The 18,802-nt window shown below is 63.9% G+C and carries 20 protein-coding genes; 12 read left to right on the forward strand and 8 right to left on the reverse strand.

All coding sequences use genetic code 11. The annotated features are described in order from the left end of the window. Positions 1 to 46: 46 nt before the first annotated feature. From Tel_04500 to Tel_04530, 7 genes are all read left to right on the forward strand, one after another. Positions 47 to 1,639, forward strand: a complete 1,593-nt coding sequence (locus Tel_04500) for an ABC transporter ATP-binding protein (protein ALP52465.1) — start codon at positions 47 to 49, stop codon at positions 1,637 to 1,639. An 8-nt stretch (positions 1,640 to 1,647) separates the two neighbouring features. After that, entirely contained in the window at positions 1,648 to 2,103 is a 456-nt protein-coding gene (locus tag Tel_04505) for a hypothetical protein (GenBank protein ID ALP52466.1), read from the forward strand. After that, positions 2,093 to 2,659, forward strand: a complete 567-nt coding sequence (locus tag Tel_04510; protein ALP52467.1) for a hypothetical protein — start codon at positions 2,093 to 2,095, stop codon at positions 2,657 to 2,659. Before Tel_04505 ends, Tel_04510 begins: the two co-directional genes overlap by 11 nt. 78 nt (positions 2,660 to 2,737) lie before the next feature. Beyond that, positions 2,738 to 3,199: a hypothetical protein gene (locus Tel_04515; protein ALP52468.1), complete on the forward strand. Its 462-nt coding sequence runs from the start codon at positions 2,738 to 2,740 to the stop codon at positions 3,197 to 3,199. 131 nt (positions 3,200 to 3,330) lie between these two features. Further along, the gene (locus Tel_04520) at positions 3,331 to 4,806 is read left to right on the forward strand and encodes an anion transporter (GenBank protein ID ALP52469.1); all 1,476 of its coding nucleotides are present in this window, start codon (positions 3,331 to 3,333) and stop codon (positions 4,804 to 4,806) included. Next, complete coding sequence (locus Tel_04525) at positions 4,806 to 5,975, forward strand: hypothetical protein (protein ALP52470.1); 1,170 nt, start codon at positions 4,806 to 4,808, stop codon at positions 5,973 to 5,975. Before Tel_04520 ends, Tel_04525 begins: the two co-directional genes overlap by 1 nt. A gap of 83 nt (positions 5,976 to 6,058) precedes the next feature. Then, complete coding sequence (locus tag Tel_04530) at positions 6,059 to 6,796, forward strand: hypothetical protein (protein ALP52471.1); 738 nt, start codon at positions 6,059 to 6,061, stop codon at positions 6,794 to 6,796. A 70-nt stretch (positions 6,797 to 6,866) separates the two neighbouring features. Here the strand turns inward: Tel_04530 and Tel_04535 are convergent, their stop codons facing one another. From Tel_04535 to Tel_04570, 8 genes are all read right to left on the reverse strand, one after another. Next, complete coding sequence (locus Tel_04535; protein ALP52472.1) at positions 6,867 to 7,262, reverse strand: hypothetical protein; 396 nt, start codon at positions 7,260 to 7,262, stop codon at positions 6,867 to 6,869. A gap of 136 nt (positions 7,263 to 7,398) precedes the next feature. Continuing rightward, the gene (locus tag Tel_04540) at positions 7,399 to 8,043 is read right to left on the reverse strand and encodes a hypothetical protein (protein ID ALP52473.1); all 645 of its coding nucleotides are present in this window, start codon (positions 8,041 to 8,043) and stop codon (positions 7,399 to 7,401) included. A gap of 21 nt (positions 8,044 to 8,064) precedes the next feature. After that, positions 8,065 to 8,868, reverse strand: coding sequence for a short-chain dehydrogenase (locus Tel_04545; protein ID ALP52474.1), 804 nt, complete (start codon positions 8,866 to 8,868; stop codon positions 8,065 to 8,067). An 11-nt stretch (positions 8,869 to 8,879) separates the two neighbouring features. Further along, positions 8,880 to 9,527, reverse strand: coding sequence for a long-chain fatty acid--CoA ligase (locus Tel_04550; GenBank protein ID ALP52475.1), 648 nt, complete (start codon positions 9,525 to 9,527; stop codon positions 8,880 to 8,882). Then, positions 9,506 to 11,029 carry a hypothetical protein gene (locus tag Tel_04555; protein ALP52476.1) on the reverse strand — a complete coding sequence of 508 codons (1,524 nt, stop codon included), beginning with the start codon at positions 11,027 to 11,029 and terminating at the stop codon, positions 9,506 to 9,508. Before Tel_04555 ends, Tel_04550 begins: the two co-directional genes overlap by 22 nt. 10 nt (positions 11,030 to 11,039) lie before the next feature. Continuing rightward, on the reverse strand, positions 11,040 to 11,819 hold the full coding sequence (locus Tel_04560) for a hypothetical protein (GenBank protein ID ALP52477.1): 780 nt from the start codon (positions 11,817 to 11,819) through the stop codon (positions 11,040 to 11,042). A gap of 146 nt (positions 11,820 to 11,965) precedes the next feature. Beyond that, on the reverse strand, positions 11,966 to 13,240 hold the full coding sequence (locus Tel_04565; GenBank protein ALP52478.1) for a hypothetical protein: 1,275 nt from the start codon (positions 13,238 to 13,240) through the stop codon (positions 11,966 to 11,968). Continuing rightward, positions 13,227 to 13,922 carry an XRE family transcriptional regulator gene (locus Tel_04570; protein ALP52479.1) on the reverse strand — a complete coding sequence of 232 codons (696 nt, stop codon included), beginning with the start codon at positions 13,920 to 13,922 and terminating at the stop codon, positions 13,227 to 13,229. Before Tel_04570 ends, Tel_04565 begins: the two co-directional genes overlap by 14 nt. Positions 13,923 to 14,371: 449 nt before the next feature. Between Tel_04570 and Tel_04575 the strand changes: the two genes are divergently transcribed. From Tel_04575 to Tel_04595, 5 genes are all read left to right on the forward strand, one after another. Continuing rightward, positions 14,372 to 15,799, forward strand: coding sequence for a Fis family transcriptional regulator (locus tag Tel_04575; GenBank protein ID ALP54735.1), 1,428 nt, complete (start codon positions 14,372 to 14,374; stop codon positions 15,797 to 15,799). Between the two features lie 284 nt (positions 15,800 to 16,083). Next, positions 16,084 to 16,506 (forward strand): hypothetical protein, encoded by a 423-nt coding sequence (locus Tel_04580; protein ALP52480.1) that lies wholly within the window; start codon positions 16,084 to 16,086, stop codon positions 16,504 to 16,506. 21 nt (positions 16,507 to 16,527) lie between these two features. Further along, the gene (locus tag Tel_04585) at positions 16,528 to 17,511 is read left to right on the forward strand and encodes a hypothetical protein (protein ID ALP52481.1); all 984 of its coding nucleotides are present in this window, start codon (positions 16,528 to 16,530) and stop codon (positions 17,509 to 17,511) included. Beyond that, a complete protein-coding gene (locus tag Tel_04590) occupies positions 17,508 to 18,293 on the forward strand; it encodes a hypothetical protein (protein ID ALP52482.1) in 786 nt (261 codons plus the stop codon). The genes Tel_04585 and Tel_04590 overlap by 4 nt, the downstream gene beginning before the upstream one ends. A gap of 24 nt (positions 18,294 to 18,317) precedes the next feature. Beyond that, positions 18,318 to 18,725: a hypothetical protein gene (locus Tel_04595; protein ALP52483.1), complete on the forward strand. Its 408-nt coding sequence runs from the start codon at positions 18,318 to 18,320 to the stop codon at positions 18,723 to 18,725. The last annotated feature ends 77 nt before the right edge of the window (positions 18,726 to 18,802 follow it).

Below are 18,802 nucleotides of genomic sequence, written 5' to 3' on the forward strand. Positions count from 1 at the left end.
TAATGACGCCCCTTTCGTAATCTGAACGCCATCCTGGGAATCCATAATGTTGTCCACTGCCAATATCACCATGCAATTTGGTGCCAAACCCCTTTTTGAAAACGTCTCGGTCAAGTTCGGCCAGGGCAACCGCTACGGCCTGATCGGCGCCAACGGTAGCGGTAAGTCAACCTTCATGAACATCCTGGGCGGCGATCTGGAGCCCAGCAGCGGCGTGGTGATGCGGGACGCCGACGAGCGTATCGGCAAGCTGCGCCAGGATCAGTTCGCCTTCGAGCGGTATTCGGTGGTCGATACGGTGATCATGGGGCACGCCGAGTTGTGGGCGGTGAAACAGGAGCGCGACCGCATCTACGCCCTGCCCGAGATGAGCGAAGCGGACGGCATCAAGGTCGGCGAATTGGAGGCCGAGTTCGCCGAGATGGACGGCTATACCGCCGAGGCCCGCGCCGGCGAGCTGTTGCTGGGGCTGGACATCCCCATCGAGCAGCACTTCGGCCCCATGAGCGAGGTGGCGCCGGGTTGGAAACTACGCGTGTTGCTGGCCCAGGCCCTGTTCGCCGACCCGGACATCATGCTGCTGGACGAGCCCACCAACAACCTGGACATCAACACCATCCGCTGGCTCGAGAACGTGCTCACGGCACGCAACTCCACCATGATCATCATCTCCCATGACCGCCACTTCCTGAACAGCGTCTGCACCCACATGGCCGATCTGGACTACGGCGAGCTGCGTCTCTACGCCGGCAACTATGATGAATACATGACCGCCGCCACCCAGGCACGCGAACGCTTGTTGTCCGACAACGCCAAAAAGAAGGCCCAGATCGCCGAGTTGCAGACCTTTGTCAGCCGCTTTTCCGCCAATGCCTCCAAGGCCAAGCAGGCCACCTCGCGCGCCAAACAGATCGACAAGATCCAGCTGGAGGAGGTGAAGCCCTCCAGCCGGGTCAACCCCTTCATCCGCTTCGAGCAGGACAAGAAGCTGCACCGCCTGGCGCTGCAGCTGGACGGTGTCGCCAACGGTTATGACGGCGCGACCCTGTTCAGTGGTCTCAACCTGATGCTGGAGGTGGGCGAGCGCCTCGCCATCATCGGCCCCAACGGCATCGGCAAGTCGACCCTGCTCAAGACCCTGGTGGGTGAGCGGGCGCCGGCGGCGGGCACGGTGAAGTGGTCCGAAAATGCCAATATCGCCTATTTCGCCCAGGACCACGCCGAGGACTTTGCCGCCGACATGAACCTGTTTGATTGGATGGCCCAGTGGGCCCAGCCCGGCGATGATGAGCAGGTGATCCGCGGCACCCTGGGGCGGCTGCTGTTTTCCCGCGACGAGCTTAACAAGTCGGTCAAGGTGGTGTCCGGCGGCGAGCAGGGGCGATTGTTGTTCGGCAAACTGATGCTGCAACGCCCCAACATCCTGGTGATGGACGAACCCACCAACCATCTGGACATGGAATCCATCGAGTCCCTCAATCTGGCACTGGAAAACTATCCCGGTACGTTGATCTTCGTCAGTCATGACCGCGAGTTCGTCGCCTCCTTGGCGACGCGCATCATTGAACTCACGCCTACCGGCGTGGCCAACTTCTCCGGCAGGTACGACGACTATCTGCACAGCCAGGGCGTGCAATAGGAGGCGTCATGGCGCGCTTGCTCGGTATTGCCAAACGGGCCCGCAAACGGGCCGCGATGCAGTTGTTGCAGACCGCCGAGATACGTCTGGAACACGGCGTGGCCGACGACTTTCGCGGCAAATCCGGCGCGCGTCAAGTCACCGTATTGACACGCGAAGCTTGGCAGGCGGCCTGCGCCGAGCTCGGCCTTGGCGCGGCCGATACATTGCCCTGGACCACACGCCGCGCCAATCTGCTGATCCAGGGCCTGGATCTGCGCGATAGCAGCGGCCGCATCCTGAAAGTCGGCGAGGTCGAGCTGCTCATCAGCCGGGAAACCGATCCCTGTGAGCGCATGGAGCAGGCGTGCCCCGGCCTGTTGGCCGCCATGGCCAAAGAATGGCGCGGCGGGGTGTGCTGTCGGGTGCTGGTGGCGGGGCGGATTCAGATCGGCGACCCGGTGGCCTTGGTCGATGCCGACTGAGGCGCAAGTGATTGCCGCGGCGCGTTGCTGGGTCGAGCAGGTGGTGCTGAAACACAACTTCTGCCCCTTCGCCCATAAGCCCGTGCGCAATAACGCCCTGCGCTATGTCGTCAGCCAGGCCGGGGACACGGACCGCCTGGTGCAGGACCTGATCGACGAATTGCTGTTGCTGCGCGATGCCGACCACGGCCGCACCGCGACCACCCTGCTGGTGACCCCCGATTGTTTGCGCGAGTTTGACGCATACAACCGCTTTCTCGACCTGGTCGATGTGCTTATCGCCCAGTTCAATCTGCAGGGGGTGATCCAGGTGGCCAGTTTTCATCCCGACTATCAATTCGCCGATCTGGACCCGGATGATGTACGCAACTACACCAATCGCACGCCGTTCCCCATGTTTCACCTGATTCTGGAGGCCGATATCGAGCGAGCGCGGGCCGATTATCCGGATGTCGGCCGCATCCCGGAGGACAACATGCGCCTGCTGCAACGGCTCGGGCTGGAGGCGGCCCGGCGGCAGCTGGCCGCTTGCCGGGACGCTCCGGGCGAGGCGTGAACGTCACCGCACTCATGGCCGCGGCCTTTTGGTCGATGACCAAGCACGGGGCAATGATTGATCACGGAGAGCGCATCAATGATCGAGGAGCTGGAAAAGGTAAGTCTGCTGAGCGAGTTATCACCGCAACAGCTGGCCGAGGTGAGTCGCTTTTGTACCCCGCTGAGTTTGGGCGACGGCGACATGCTGATCCGCGAGTCGGATAAAATCGGCAATGATCTCTATCTGTTGTGTGCGGGCACTGTCGAGATCGTCTCCAATGGCAACGCCGTCACCAGCGCCGAGGTGGTGATCTCCAAGCAGGATAAGGACGTATTCGGCGAGATGGGATGGCTCACCAATGCGCCGCGCACCGCCTCGGTGCGTTGTCACGGCAATGTCCAAGCCGTGCGTGTCGACGGCCTTGCCTTACGCGAGTATCTCAACAGTCACCCGGAGGTGGGCTATATCGTTATGCGCCACATCGCCCTGACGCTGTCGCAACGCATGCAAGGTACCGACGTCTTGTTGAAACAGATTCTGTGGAACACCACCCTCTAACGCGATCATAACCGGCATTTCTCACCGGGCGGACCGCGCTGCGCGCTGCCCGACCGGTTTTACAGTGACCGGCCGTGGGCGTATCGTGGCTGTATTTCCAGCAAACGATTCGAGCACACGGAAAGGACACTATGAGCGCGATGGCGATGGGACTGAGCCGGCGGCAGCAAGTCGGCCTGTTGTTGGGCCCCGGCCTGTTTTTCCTGATGGTGCTATTGCCGCTGCCCGAGGGCATGCCGCCCCAGGGCATGAAGGTGGCGGCGGTGACCCTGCTGATGGCGGTGTTCTGGATCACCGAGGCGATCCCCATCCCGGCCACGGCCTTGTTTCCCATCGCCCTGTTTCCCATGCTGGGTGTCATGCCCGCCGCCACGGTGACGGCCTCCTACGGCAATCATCTGATCTATCTGTTCATGGGCGGTTTTCTCATCGCCATGGCCATCGAGCGCTGGGGCCTGCACAAACGCATCGCCCTGCACACGGTGCGCTTGGTGGGCGTAACGCCCAACCGGGTGCTGCTGGGCTTCATGCTGGCCACCGCCTTTCTCTCCTGCTGGATCAGCAACACCGCCACCGCCATGTTGATGGTCACCATCGGCATGGCGGTGCTGCGTCAGCTTGCCGGCAACGCGGCGCCGCCGGGCGAGGAGCCGCCCCCCAGCAATTTCGGCATCGCCTTGATGCTGGGTATCGCCTATGCCGCCTCCATCGGCGGTGTGGCCACCCTCATCGGGACGCCGCCCAACGCCATCCTCGCCGGCGTGGTGGAGAAGCAATACGGCTATACCATCGGTTTTGCCGAATGGATGCTGTTCGCCGCGCCCCTGTCCGCCATCATGTTGATATTGACCTGGTTGTTTCTCAGCCGTGTCGTCTTTCGCAGCGACATGACGGAATTGCCGGGCGGCAAGGCGGTCATCCGTGAACAGTTGGCCGCCCTGGGCCCTATGAGCAAACAGGAAAAACGTGTCTTGGCGGTCTTCGTGTTGGTGGTCGCGGCCTGGTTGTTTCGCGGCCTGCTGGATGTGCCGGCGCTGAGCGAGGTGACCGATTCCAGCGTGGCCATCTTCGGTGCCCTGCTGCTGTTTATGATCCCCGCCGATCTGAAGCAAGGTCAGTTCCTGCTCGATTGGAAGACGGCGGTGCGTATTCCTTGGGACATCATCGTTTTGTTTGGCGGAGGTTTCGCCCTGGCGGCCGGATTCGGCGCCAGCGGTCTGACCGAATGGCTGGGACAACAGCTCACCCTGCTGCACGGCGTCGAGCTGTTCTGGCTGGTGTTGGCGCTGGTGGCGATGGTGATCTTTCTCACCGAGGTGACCTCCAACACCGCCACCGCCTCGCTGTTGTTGCCGGTAATGGCGGGCTTTGCCCTGGCCGCCGAGCTGCCGCCGCTGATCTTGATGGCGGCGGTGGCCTTGGCGGCCTCCTTCGCCTTCATGCTGCCGGTGGCCACGCCGCCCAACGCCATCGTCTTCGCCAGCCGCCAAGTGACTATTCCGCAAATGGCGCGGGTGGGGATTTGGCTCAACATTCTGGGCACGGTGCTGATCACGCTGTTTGTCAGCATCTTGTTGCCGCGCGTGATGCGGTTGGCGCTGAACTGATGTCCGCTAGCGTGAACATTCCCGATTACCAGGGCGGCAGCATCGTCAATCTGATGCGCAGCATTATCACCGCGCGCGGCGGCGCGAGCGGCGTGTATCCGCCCCTGCGTGATTTGGATCCGGGTATGCTCTCCGACGCGCGCAACATTATCCTGCTGATCATGGACGGTCTGGGCTATCACTATCTGACCCAGCGCGCCGCCGACAGCGTCATGGCGCAACATCTGCACGGCCGTATCCACGCCGTGGCGCCGCCCACCACGGCGGCGTCTATCTCCACCTATCTCACCGGCCTGGCGCCGCAGCAGCACGGCCTTACCGGCTGGTACACCTGGCTGCGCGAAGTGGGCAGTGTGGTGACCGTGCTGCCTTTTCTGACGCGCGCCAACCAGGCCGACCTGAACCCAAGCGTGACTCCCGCGGCCCTGTTTGGGCATCGCCCGGTGTTTGATCTGATGGCTGGCGCCTGTTATTCGATCATGCCTCAGTGGCTGTCCGACTCGGCGTTCAACCGGGCGCATTTGGGCAAGGCGCAGCTGGTGCTGCACGATGGTCTGCAGGACTGTTTTAAGCAAACCGCCGCCACGGCGCGCAGCCACGACGGCCCGAAATATATCTACAGCTACTGGCCCGGCTTCGACAGCCTGGCGCATCAGCACGGTGTCGGCAGCGCCGAGGTGGCGACCCATTTCGGCCAACTGGATGATGCGTTTGCAAACCTGCTCCAGGCATTGGACGGTACGGACAGCGTGGTGCTGCTCAGCGCTGATCACGGTTTCGTCGACGTGCCGCCCGAGCGTCGTCTGAGGGTAAACGATATGCCGCGCTTGCAGCACTGTCTGCAGCTGCCGATGTGCGGCGAGCCGCGCCTGGCGTATTGTTACGTGCGCGCCGCCATGCGCCGGCAATTCATCGATTATGTGCAAGCGGAATTGGGACATGCCGCGGAACTCTATGCCAGTGTTGAACTGCTCGATCGCGGCCTGTTCGGACTGGGTGAGCCCCATCCCGAACTGGACTCCCGCATCGGTGACTACACCCTGGTGATGAAGGACGACTTTGTGCTCACCCAGCGCCTGCCCGGCGAGCCGCCCGCCGCCATGGTCGGTTTCCATGGCGGCCTGAGCCGCGCCGAGATGGATGTGCCCCTGGTGCTGGCGCGCTGTTGATTGTCGGGGCTTGACCCATGGCCGCGATTATTGCAAGGTAGAAATTCGGTCATGTAATAATTACAACAATTGGGGGTCAAGCGATGTGGATTCGATCTATCTGCCTGGCGGCGGTCCTGCCGCTGTTTTCTGTGAGTGTGGCCGAGGCCACTGTCATTTCCACCTATACTGACCATGCGGCCTGGCGGACGGCGCTGGGCGGTGCCGCCATTTCCGCAGAAGGCTTTGACGGCAGCGCGAGCAGCTTCGACGCAGGTTCCAGTGGCAATGCGGCCGGTTCGGTGAATGTCGATGTGATCGGCGGGGTGGGGGACCCCGGCCCCACCGGCCTGACCGGCGGCGGCTTCCTGCAGGGCGAGGTGGATTCCAGCCCGATCGGGACGGACGACGGCATCGGCCTCACCATTCATCATGTTCCCGCCACCGGTGTCGGCCTGCTGGGCCTGCAAAACGATTCCGCCACCAGTCCGGCCGGACTGAATCTGGTCGAGATCGGCCTGCAGATCGGCGCCGAGGCCTTTCTGGTCAGCGACCTGCTGGGGCTCACCGATTCCGCCAGCAGTGGCGGGAGCTTGGGCAATACGCCGAGCGCCGCCGCCGTCCCCTTCCTCGGGTTTATCCTGGATATACCACTCGACAGCTTTTCCATTGTTCATGGTGACCGGGTGTATGCCGGCGGCGTCTCGGGCACCAGCGAAGAGTTTTACCTGGACGGCCTAACATTCGCCACGGCCGTGAACACCAGCCAAGTGCCGGCCCCGGCCCCTGGACTGTTGCTGCTAGCCGGGATAGCCGCGTTGCGGCTGGCACGACGCCGATGACGGATGCACAAGAAAAAAGCCCTGCTTTGTGATCAAAGCAGGGCTTTTGGGCTGCGTGCTGGCACGGTTTCTAAATCTGAATCTTGCCCCCGCCGGGCAGGCCGCCGCCCGGTACACCGCCAGCGCCACCACCGCCGCCGGGGACCACGATGGATGAGGCCTGTTCACGGCGCATCTCGTCCAGTTCCTTCATGGTCTCCTCAAAGGCCTGTTGGGCGCCGGCGCTGAAACCGGCGATGGCGGCTTCCAGGGAGTCGGCTTCGATCTCGAAGGTTAGGGGCAGGGCGCCCACCTGGGTCATGACCTGGGTCTGGCCGACGTAGATGACGCTGCGGCTGCTGTCCTCCGCGCCGTCTTTGGTCACCGGCGTCATGCGCCGGATGGAGCCGACGGTGCGGTCGGTGAAGTTCTCTTCACGATAGAGGTTGTCGCCGTCGAAACTGGCGGATTGGGTTTCCTGGTTCATGGTGTGTTTTCCTTGGCTGTCGCGTTGATGGCAAGCAGGGTACCAAAGAAGGGCGGCGCCTGCCAAAAACTGCCCGGTGTTACCGCCGGGCCAGGCGCCGCTAAGGGGGACTACACACTACAGCTAGGGAGGAGGGCTATAGTTCGTCTTTGGCCTGTTTCAGCTTGGCCTGGATCTCTGCACGGCGTCCGGCATCGGCGATTTCGCGCTCGGGGCGGGCGGGGGCGTGGAGGGCCTTCTCCAAGGCCGCGACGGCTTCCTGATAGCGGCCTTCTTCGAGCAGGTAATCACCGTAGAAGAAGTTGGCGTCGATGCCGTCCGGATTCAGTGCCAGCGCCTTTTTCAGGTATTTTTCGGCCTTGTCGTCATTACCGAAACCGATGGGCCAACCGGGTACCTGGTAGTAGAGGCTGCCGAGCGAGGTGTAGATCGAGCCGTTGAGCACGTTAGGATCGATCTTTTCCGCCCGTTCCAGCAGCGCCTTGGCGTCTTTGCACAGGCCGAGGGCGCCGAAGCCGCCTTTTTCGCCGGCATAGGTGCTGAGAATGATGGCCTCCCACACCAGCACTTCCGGGTCTTGCGGATGTTGTTGCTCGACTTGCTTGGCCTGTTCTGCCAGTTTCTCGAACGCGTCTTCACGTGCCTTTTCCGGGGTCTGGTATTTCACCTCCGCCCACTGCTGTTGCAGTGGTTTGGCGGCGTCGCCGATGGCGAAACTCTGCTGGCTGAAGATCAGGCTCAGGCCGAGGATGGCGAGGGATGTAAGTTGACTGCTGTTCATGAATGTGACCTCCGTTTCCGGTTAAGACTTGGGCGCGAAACGCGCCATGATGCGGTTCTGTTTGCGCAGCGCGCCGTCTACCAGGCCGGGCAGCAGGGCGTTGATGCGCACGAAGAGCTTTTCCGGCCAGCCGAAGTAGGCGCTGGCCTTCTCTTTGGTGATGCTGCGGACGATGAAGCGCGCCACTGCCTGCGGTTCGTCCATGTGCATCTTGGTGGCCTCGGCCATTTGATAAACCGCCGCGCTGTTGGCCGGGGTTTTCACCGCGCGCGGGGCGAAGTAGCTGACGCCGACGCCGCTGCCGTCCAGTTCACGCCGCAGCGCCTCGGAAAAGCCGCGCAGGGCGAACTTGCTGCTGGAGTAGGCGGCGAAGTAGGCGAAGCCGATGCTGCCGAAGGTGGAGCCGATGTTGACGATGCGGCCGCTGCCCTGTTCCAGCAGTTCGGGCAGCAGGGCGCGGGTGAGCTGCACCGGTGCCATCAGGTTGGTCTGGTAGATGCGGTCGATCATGGCCGGGTCCTGCTCGCTGAAGTCGTGAAAGTCGACCACGCCGGCGTTGTTGATGAGCATGTCCACACCGCCCAGGCTGCGCCGCACTTCGTCCAGCGCCGCTTTGCGACCCTCGTGGGTGCCCAGGTCGGCGGCGACGGGGTAGGCGTCTTGGCCGGTGTCGGTTTTGATTTCGGCGGCCAGTGTTTGCAGGGCGTCGAGGCGACGGCCGATTAGGGCGACCCGGGCGCCGTGCCCGGCCAGCTGCAGTGCCAGATGGCGGCCGATGCCGCCGGAGGCGCCGGTGAGTAGAATGCGTTTGTCCTTCAGGTTCATGACGTATCCCCTTAAATCTTCAGCGTGCGGAAGATGTCGCCGTAGAGGCGATACATCATGCGCGCGCAGTGGATGATCTGTTGCTGGGTGGTCGGGTCTTCCACCTTGTTCATCAGCCCTTCGAAAAAGCCCATGTGCTCGATATCCAGGGCACCGTGGGAGGTGAGATAGGTGAAGGCGCTGTCGGGCAGCCCCAGATTCTGCTTAAGCGCTGCGGCGGCCTGGGTGGCCATGTTGATGCTGGTGCCTTCCAGGACCAGCACCATGCCGAAGAAGGCGGCCGGGTTGATGCGCTCGATGGTGTGGTAGGCGTAGGCCACCATCATCTCGGTTTCGGGGGCGGCTTGCCCAAAGCGCACCGCCTCGGCATCGGCGCCGCAGGCCTTGATGTCGTCCAGGATCCACTCCTCGTGGCCCTTCTCTTCCTCGATGTACTCGATGACGGCATTGCGCATCCAGGCCGGGTGTTGCGGCAGGCGCGAACCGCAGGCCATCAGCAGCGGCACGGTGTGTTTGACGTGGTGGTAGGCCTGGCTGAGGAAATAGCTGTAGGTCGCTAGGCTGATCTCGCCCCGCACCCCGGCCTGCAGCTGGGGGATGGCGAGCATCTCGGTGCGCGCCTCGGCGGTGGCGTCCATCAATTGGTTAAAGAATGACATACTGACTCCTTGCGGGCGCCGTGCCCGTCTGTCTCGTAAAGTGCATTGATGCGGTCGGCATAGAGCCGGGCGATCTGTTCGCGACGCGGGCGGCCGTTGGCGGTGCACTGATGATTGTCGATGCTGAAGGGCGCATCGGCCCTGAGCCAGGCACTGACCCGGGCGTAGTCGGGTAGCTGGCGGTTGGCCTGTTGCACGGCGGCGTCGATCTCTGCGTCGCTGCCGCGCGCTACAATCAGCGCCACATTGAAGGGGCGCGCCTCGCCGAAGACCACCGCCTGGGCAATGGCGGGGGCAAGGGTCAACTCCTTCTCCACCCACTCCGGCGTCACGTTGCGGCCGAAGCTGGTGATGAAGCAGTTCTTTTTGCGCCCGGTCAGATACAAATACCCGTCCGCGTCCAGATAGCCCAAGTCGCCGCTGGCGTACCATTCGCCGTCCGGCGTGGGCCGGTTGAGATAACCCTGGAACAGATTGCCCTTGATCAGGATCTCACCCGCCGGGCTGCACTTGAGCTGGATGTGCGGTAACGGCTGCCCGACGCTGCCCAGGCGCTGTGCGCCCGGGCGGTTGACCGCCACCACCGACGCGCATTCCGACAGGCCATAGCCTTCGTACACCGGCAGGCCCAGGTCGCGGGCCTGTTCCAGCAGACGCAGGGAGACCGGCGCGCCGCCCACGGCGATGAAGCGCAACTGTGCCGGCAGGGGTAGGCCTGCGGCGATCAATCCCACCAGGGCCTGTAACATCTGCGGCAGCAGGATGACACTGCTGGCACGGCTGTTGGCGATAGCCTGCAGCATGCGCTGCGGATCCAAGCCGGCCGCGCCGCTCATGCCCACTGTGCCGAGGCCGGGGACGACGCAGGTGGCGCCGCTCAGCAGCGGTACGTAAATCCCGCCGATGTTCTCCAGCAGCACCGCCAAGGGCAGCAGGCACAGATGACGGTCGGCGGCCGTGATCCGGATCGCCTCGCGCAGGGCCGTGGCGACGCGCCCCATGCGGGTCCGGCTCAGGCATACCCCCTTGGGCGTGCCGGTGGTGCCCGAGGTGTAAGTGACCTTGGCCACGCCCTGCAGCGCCGGCATGCGTTGCTGGGACGGCAGTACCGCCAGCCAGCCGCTCTGACCGGCGATGCGGCCCAGCGGTTGCACCCGGGCGTCGGGCAGGCTGGCGGCGATCAGCGAGGTATCCAGGGCGATGACCGCCTCCATGGCGGCATCGCGCAGCGCATGTTGCCTCTGCTCGCTGGAGAAAAATGCCGGGATCGGCACCAGGGTGACGTCCGCCGCCTGGGCCGCCAGATCGGCGACCACCCAGGCCGGGCCGTTGTCCATCAGCAGGCCGAGGCGGCCATAGCCTTGTCTGCGCAGTAAGCCGGCCAGTTGCTCGATCTCGTCATGCAGGGCGGCATAGCTGAGGCGCAGGTACTCACCCTCGACGGCGCAGGCCGCCGGCGTGGTGCGGGCGTAGTGCTGGATGGCCTGGAGAATGTCGCTCATGAGGCGGCCTTCATATGTCGAAATCGTAGCTGTGGATGTCGCTGTCCAGCATCCATTCCGGCCACTGTGCCGACAGTCTGCGCGGCGGCTGCCACAGGCACCCGCGACGTCCGGCGTTCACGGCGTCGTCCCACAAGCGTTGTGCCGTGGGAAACAGTTGCTCGGCGCTCATGGCGCGGCGCAGGCTGGCGCCGCCGGCGGCGACATTGGCGGCCACCACTACCGGGTCCTGGGCGTAGTAGCTGCCCCAGTCGTTCACTGCCGCGCCGAGGCGGCGCCCGTCGGCCCGGGCCAGCGGCATCAGGTCGATGCCCAGTTTGGCGAAGTTGTTGCGCACCTGGGGGGTGGCGGTAAACGCCACCCATGCGTAGCCGGCACCCTTGAGGTAGGCCGTCAGGGTGATAATCAGGGCCCGCGCGCCGCCGCCGTGGCCGGAGGCCAGGTTGCCCACTTCCACCAGACGGCTGCGGTCGATGGGGCGACCGGTTTTGGCCGCCAGCAGATTTTCCAGCGGCCGGTCGAGATAGGTCTCTAAAAACAGTTTACTCAGCGAGGCCGGGCGGATACCCAGGGCGGCGACCACCCTGTCCTCTTCGCGCATGCTGAGCAGATAGGGCAGAAACGTACTGATCCGGGCGCCGTAGGCCCGTTTGAACACTGTCTGGATAAAACGCTCTACCTCGCCGCGCGGGGCCTCACCCGCGGCCAGGAGCTCCAGTTCCACTGCATGCTGGCGGGCGACACCGTCATGGCGGTCGCTCAGGGAAATGTGTGCACTGCTGATGGTCATTGACCTGTCTCCAAACGCTGCTGCCACTGCTTTTGGCAGGATTCCAATCTAGCAACGGGGATGTAAAGCGCAGGTCAAGGGGGTGTGAAGATTTCGTCAAAAGCCGGAATTTTTTGTGCGCCCGGTCACATTACGCGCCGTTGGGCTCAGAATTCGAGCTTGACGGTGGTGCCCCGGTTCGGTTCGCTGGCGATGTGGATGCGCCAGTGCTGGCGGTCGCAGATGCGTTTGACGATGGAGAGCCCGATGCCGCTGCCGCCCTGTCGGGCATTGGGGCCGCGGTAGTGGCGATCGAAGATGTGCGCCAGCGCCTCGGCGCCGATGCCACTGCCGCTGTCACTGATTTCGACGCGCCGCTCACTGACCCGCACCACTACCTCGCCGACCTCGGTGTAGTTGATGGCGTTGCGCAGCAGGTTGCTGAAGACGATGGCCAGCGCCGTGCGCGAGGTGTTGAGAGTGAAGCCGGTGACAATGTCGCAGCGCAGTGTCAGCGCCTTGTCGCCGATCATGAAGCGGTGCTGTTCCACCACCTCCTGCACCACGTCTTCCACCCGGCACAATTCGGTGCTGCCGAGCGGGCCGGTGGGGGTCTCGCGCGCCAGCAACAACAGGCTCTCCAGCATTTGCGACATGCGTTCGCCGGCGCGCGCGATGCGTTCGATCTGGCGCCGCGCGCGCTCGGGCAACTCGGGGTTTTCCAGCAATAATTCGCAGGCCCCGTTGATGACGGTCAGCGGCGTGCGCAGCTCATGGCTGGCGTCGGCGGTGAACTCCTGTTCGCGGCGGATGAACTGTTCCATCTGTTGCAGATAGGTGTCGAAGGTATTGGCCAGCTGGCCCACCTCGTCGTCGGCATACTGCGCCGCCACCCGCGCCGGGTGGGGCTGTCCCGGTCGCAGCCGGGCTACCTGCCGTGCCAGCGCGGTGACCGGCGAAATCACCTTGCCCGACAGCCAGGCGCCCAGCCACAGGGCGATCAGGATGGCCGCCACCACGGCGGCGCCGAGGGCGATCTGGATGGCGACTTCGCGCTGCTCGAATTCCGTGGCCTCTTCGATCAGATACACGATGCCGCGACGGCTGGCGGCGATCAGTACATGGAAGGTCTGTCCCTCGTAATTGAGTTCATGGGCGCCGGGCGGCAGATTGCGGATCAGTTCCGGCACGATGTGGCGCTGCGCCGCGTCGACATGATAGAGCACGATATTGGCGCTCAGTTGGCGGGTAATGCCCAAGGGCAGATCGGTCTGGTGCAGCACATAGTCCAATTCGCCGTGGAGACTGTTTACCATTAGATTTTTCTCGATGTCTTCGATGGCGAAATAGACGCCGATACCGATCACCAGGCTGAGCACGGCGCCGAAGGCGACAAAGGAGAAGGTGATGCGGCGACGCAGGCTTTGTCTATATTGCATCATCGGCCTCGGCCGGGGGCGTCAGCTTGAAGCCGATGCCGTGGATGGTATGAATCAGGGCCGTGCCGAAGGGGCGGTCCACGGCGCCGCGCAGGGTGTGCATGTGGGCGCGCAGGGAATCACTGTCCGGCGGTGAGTCGCGCCACAGGGCCTCCTCGATCTGGCGCCGCGTCACCACATTGGGCGAGTTGCGCATCAGCAGCTGCAGGATTTTGAGGCCGGTGGGGGTGACGGTGACGGGCTGGCCGGCGCGTTTCACCTCCAGGGTGTTGGGGTTGAAACAGAGATCGGCGACTTGCAGCAGCTGCTGATCCGACTCGCCCTTGCCGCGTTTACCCAGCGCCGTGAGACGCGCCAGCAGTTCCTGCAGGGCGAAGGGCTTGACCAGGTAATCATCGGCGCCGCTGTCGAAACCGGCCAGCTTGTCGTCCAGGGTGTCCTTGGCGGTGAGCATCAGCACCGGGGTCTGCTTGCCGGCCTCCTGGCGCAGTTTGCGGCAGGCGGTAAGGCCGTCCATGCCGGGCATGTTGATGTCCATGATGATGACATCGTAGTCCTGGGTGATGGCCAGGTGCAGGCCGGTGACGCCGTCGCCGGCGGCATCGGCGCTGTGACCCTTGGCCTCCAGGTAGTCGTAGATGTTGGCCGCCAGGTCGGAATCGTCCTCGATGATCAGTATGCGCATGGGCTCGTCGTCGGCTGAGTGTCTCAAGTGTGCATTAAAGCGGATCAAGCTGTCATCAAGCTTAACGCGCGCCGCCGCGGCTGGTGCCGAGGGCGCGGATGTGCGAGCATGCGGGGCTCGATTCGAGCCTGTATATGCCCATGTCCGTCAGCGATCTTCAACCTGTCCCCCGCAGCGCCTGGTGGCGCCTGGACGCTGACGGTCGCCTGCTGGAATACGGCGGCGAGCCCGGCCTGTTGGACGGCTGTCAGGCGGGGCAGGCGCTGGTCGAATGCGCCGCGGGTGATGTGGCGGCGGCGGCCCATGCACAGGCCCTGGCCGGCGCGCCGGTCAGCTACGAATGGCGTCTGGGGCAGTGCAGTTTTCTGGTGACCCTGACGCCGCTAGCGGCGGGGGGCTGCCAGGGTCTGGCCCAAGAAATCAGCGCCTACAAGGTGGCCGAACACGAGATGGCGGCGCTGCAGCGGCGCACCGAATCCATTCTCAACGCCGTCGGCGAGGGCATTTACGGCCTCGATGCCGAGGGCGCCGCCACCTTCGTCAATCCCGCCGCCGAACGCATGACCGGCTGGTCGGCGCAGGAGACCATCGGCCAGCAGATCCACTACATGCACCACCACAGCCGTCTCGACGGCAGCCCCTATCCGCACGATCAGTGTCCCATCTACCACGCTATCAGCGACGGCGAGGTGCACCACGATGTCGCCGACGAGGTGTTCTGGCACCGCGATGGCACGCCGTTTCCGGTGGAGTACACCAGCACGCCGATCTACGAGGGCGAGCGCCTCACCGGGGCGGTGGTGGTGTTCAAGGACATCTCCGAGCGCAAGCGTACCGAGGCCGAGCTGCTGGCCGCCTTCCGCGAGGTGGAGCGGCTCAAGGAGCAGCTGCAGGAGCAGAACAGCTATCTCCAGGCTGAGATCCGCGAGGACCACAATTTCGGCGAGATCGTCGGCACCTCGGCGCCGGTGCAGCGCATGCTGCGCAAGATCCGTCAGGTGGCCGACACCGACGCCACCGTGCTGGTGCAGGGCGAGAGCGGCACCGGCAAGGAGCTGATCGCCCATGCCATCCACGACCACAGCCCGCGCCGCGAGCGGCCGCTGATCAAGGTCAATTGCGCCGCCATCTCCGCCGGCCTGGTGGAGAGCGAGCTATTCGGCCACGAGAAGGGCGCCTTCACGGGCGCGCTGCAGGAGCGCAAGGGGCGTTTCGAGCTGGCCGACGGCGGCACCCTGTTCCTGGACGAGATCGGCGAGCTGGCGCCCGAGACCCAGGTCAAGCTGCTGCGCGTGTTGCAGGAGCAGGAATTCGAGCGCGTCGGCAGCGGCACGCCGATCCGCGTCGATGTGCGCATCATCGCCGCCACCAACCGCGATTTGGCGCGCACGGTCGCCGCGGGGCAGTTCCGCGAGGACCTGTTCTACCGTCTGAACGTGTTCCCCATCGAGGCGCCGCCGTTGCGCGCGCGCAACGGCGACATCCCGCTGTTGGCGCGCCATTTCCTGCAGCGCGCGGCGCGCCGCTTCGGCAAACCCTTGCGCGGCTTTCGCACCGGCGCGCTGGAGGCGCTGCAGCAGTACCGCTGGCCCGGCAACATCCGCGAGCTGCAGAACGTCATCGAGCGCGCCGCCATTCTAGCCGACGGCCCCAGCGTCGATGTCAGCGGTCTGCTGCCCCAGACCCCGGCGGCCGAGCGGGTAGACGGTGCGTTGCAGAGTCTGGAGACGGTGGAACGCGCCCATATCAGCCGCGCGTTGGCCTATTGCGGCGGTGTCATCGCCGGCCCCAAGGGGGCGGCGCGCATCCTTGGCCTGCACCCCAACACCCTGCGTTCGCGCATGCTCAAGCTGGGGATCGAACTCGCTAAAGAGTGACACGATATATCGTGTCAATACGATATATCGTGTCATTTCCTTCCCGGTCGGGCCTGTTCCTTCGCCCTGTCTATTCCCAAGCATCTGAATTAATTAATAAATCCTGAATCCCTTCGGGTTGGCACGGCGTTTGATGTATAGAGCTAAAACGCCGGCAGGAAGAAGGCGCTGAAGCAATCGTGGTGAAGGTCAGTCCTGAATCATCCCGCTCCCGTCCCTTTACGCTTTATTCGCCGCCTCGCGGCGTGCGATCTGTGGGTAACTGCAAGAAGGAGGTATATCCGATGAGCAAGGTAATGGTGCCGCGCAAGACCGACTACGGCCTGATGATGATCGCCATGTGCGCCGGTTGTCTCATCACCTATCTGGGCGGCGTGCTGTTGGGCATCCGGGTGGAGTTGTATTACGGCCTGGCCACCTTCAACTGGGCCTGGGGTCTGCAGATCTATTTCATCCCCTTCATTGCCGGCATCGCGGTCGGGCTCATCTACGGCTACGGCGGCAAATGGATCGCCCACTTTCCGCCCCTGCTGGTGCTGCTGATCAGTTACTGGGATAGCCAATTTCTCAGCGGCGTGCCCGATGGCTACCGTCTCATGCCCATGGGCTGGTGGTCCTTTTTCGTCATCCTGGCGATGGAGTTCTGCGCCTTTGGCGGGGTGATCGGCGAGCTGTTCAACAAGCGTCTCGGTTATCGCAGATTTTGAAGTTTGAAGGAGGAGGAAACGATGGCCAACAGAACTATAATCTTCTGGCTGCTCTGGGCCCTGGTGGCCTTGGGCGTCTATTTCACCTTGTACAGCGACACCGGCATCTGGGATTACATCGAAAACGACGTCAGCCGCATGACCTGGTTGATCCTGGGCATGTTCCTGCTCGGCGTGGGCGGTAGTCTGTGGCTGGCGACCAAGATCTCGCTGGAGGCGCGGCGGTTGCGGCAGGTGGAGGCGGTGGTGCGCGAACGCGGGCTGCAGGGCTTTGAGTCCGGCTACCAGGCCCGCGCCGTGGACCGCTTCTTCGAGTCGCTCAAGACCACCCTTGACACCAAAGGTCGGCCCGAGGTGGAAAACCTGATGCGCGCCGAGCTGGCGGTGTTCGAGCGCGGCAGTCGCTCGGTGGAAGTGGCCGGCAACCTGCTGGTGACCATGGGGCTGATCGGCACCGTCATGGGGCTGACCTTGACCCTGGCCGGTCTGACCGGTTCGCTGGACGCCCTGGGTCAGGACCGCAACCAGCTGATCGACGGCCTGCGCCGGGCCATGGGAGGCATGAGCACGGCCTTCTACACCACCCTGCTGGGCGCCGTCTTCGGCGGTGTACTGCTGCGCGTCTTCGCCCAGATCACCCAGCACGGTGTCGAGGCCTTGTATGACAATCTGGGGCGCATCTGTCTGGTCTACTGTTCTGCCGATTACAAGGACACCCTGGAGCGCGACGTGCGTGCCCTGAAGGCCGAGCTGCAGGGGCTGGACGATCAGCTGCAGGCCCTGCGCGGCTCCTTCGGCGGCACGACGCTGGCCTTCAGCGGATTCCGCGACGAGGTGCGCAGCTTCGTCAAGGGCGAGGCCGGCCGGGAGGGCGAATCGCTGCAGGCCATGCTGGAACAGCACCGCGCCTATTGCGACATGCTGCGCCAGGAGATGCGCCTGGTCTACGCCCTCAACCGCCCCTGGTGGGTGCGCTTCATGAGTCTGCTGCCCGGAGGTAGATGAGCATGTTGCGTCCGCGGAGCCAAAGTCAGAGCAATATCCACGAGAGCTTTTCCGACGTGGCCCTGCTGATGCTGGCCACCTTCGTCTTCCTGTTGGTGGCCATCATCATCACCTCGCGCATCCACGAGGATGTGCGCACGCCCCAGCTGCAGCAACAGGTGGCGCAGATGGCGGCCGAGATCGATCAGTTGCGGCAGGACAAGGAGCGCCTTTACGGCGAGCTGGAGGGCAGCAGCGGTTTCGACAGCGAGGATCAGCTGGAGGAGGTGTTGAAGGCGGTGGGACTGGATTCGGGCAAGGGGCGCAAGGATTTCGACGTCTTTATCAGCGGCCTGAAGGAGATCCCCGGCCGCGATGTGCACCTGGTCATCGACGCCACCGGCTCCATGCACGGCGCGTCGACCTTTCTGGTGCCGCTGCTGCGCGTCATCATGTTGCGCACCGGCAAGCAGCTGGCGGGGCTGAGCTGGTATGCCGACGGCGCCACCGAGACGTACAGCGGCGGCATGGGCGAGGTGTTCGACCGTTTCATGGTCGGCGCGCCCTTCCTGGGCAGCGACGAGACCATCGGCCGCACCTTCGCCGCCCTGGCCCGGCAGCGGGCGCCCGGCGCCTATATCCTGCTGGGCGATGAGCCCTCGGTGGATCGCATCTACTACGATGAAGTCCACAGCCCCATCTTCCCCATCGCCATCGGGCGCGCCAATCCGGACACCCAGTTTGCGTTTGGGAACATGGCCGACAACACCGGCGGCAAGCTGCTACAGCTGCGTTTTGAGTAAGGAGTATCCATGACGGCAAGACACTTGAACCCGGGACGCTGGCTGGTGCTCGGCCTGCTCGGCATCCTGTTACTCGGTTGCAGCGACTTCCCCTCGGACGAGCGGGCCATGCAGCTCGGCAACCGTTTCTACCAGGCCATGGCGCGCGGCGATCTGGACCGGGCGCTGAGCCTGTTTTCCAGCGAACAGCCGCCCGGTAAATGGGACGCGCGCCTCAAGCAGATTCAGGCGCAGCTCGGCGCGCCGCTGGCTTACCAGCTTACTCACTACGTCACCAACTCGCCCTATCGCGGCCGCTTTTACACCCTGGATTTTTCCGTGCGCTACGACCATGACCGGGTGGCGGCGGAGACCCTGACGCTGTACAACAACGGCGATGACGACCGGCTCGATATCGTCTCCTACGCGGTGATCGCGCCCGGCGTTAAATAGCGCCGGACTCTGTAAGGGCGGGCCGGCTTCGCGCTATAATCGCCACCTTTCCGTTCAATAACACTTAGCGAGAGCCT

Origin of the sequence: Candidatus Tenderia electrophaga, assembly GCA_001447805.1 — a bacterium.
Lineage (GTDB): Bacteria > Pseudomonadota > Gammaproteobacteria > Tenderiales > Tenderiaceae > Tenderia > Tenderia electrophaga.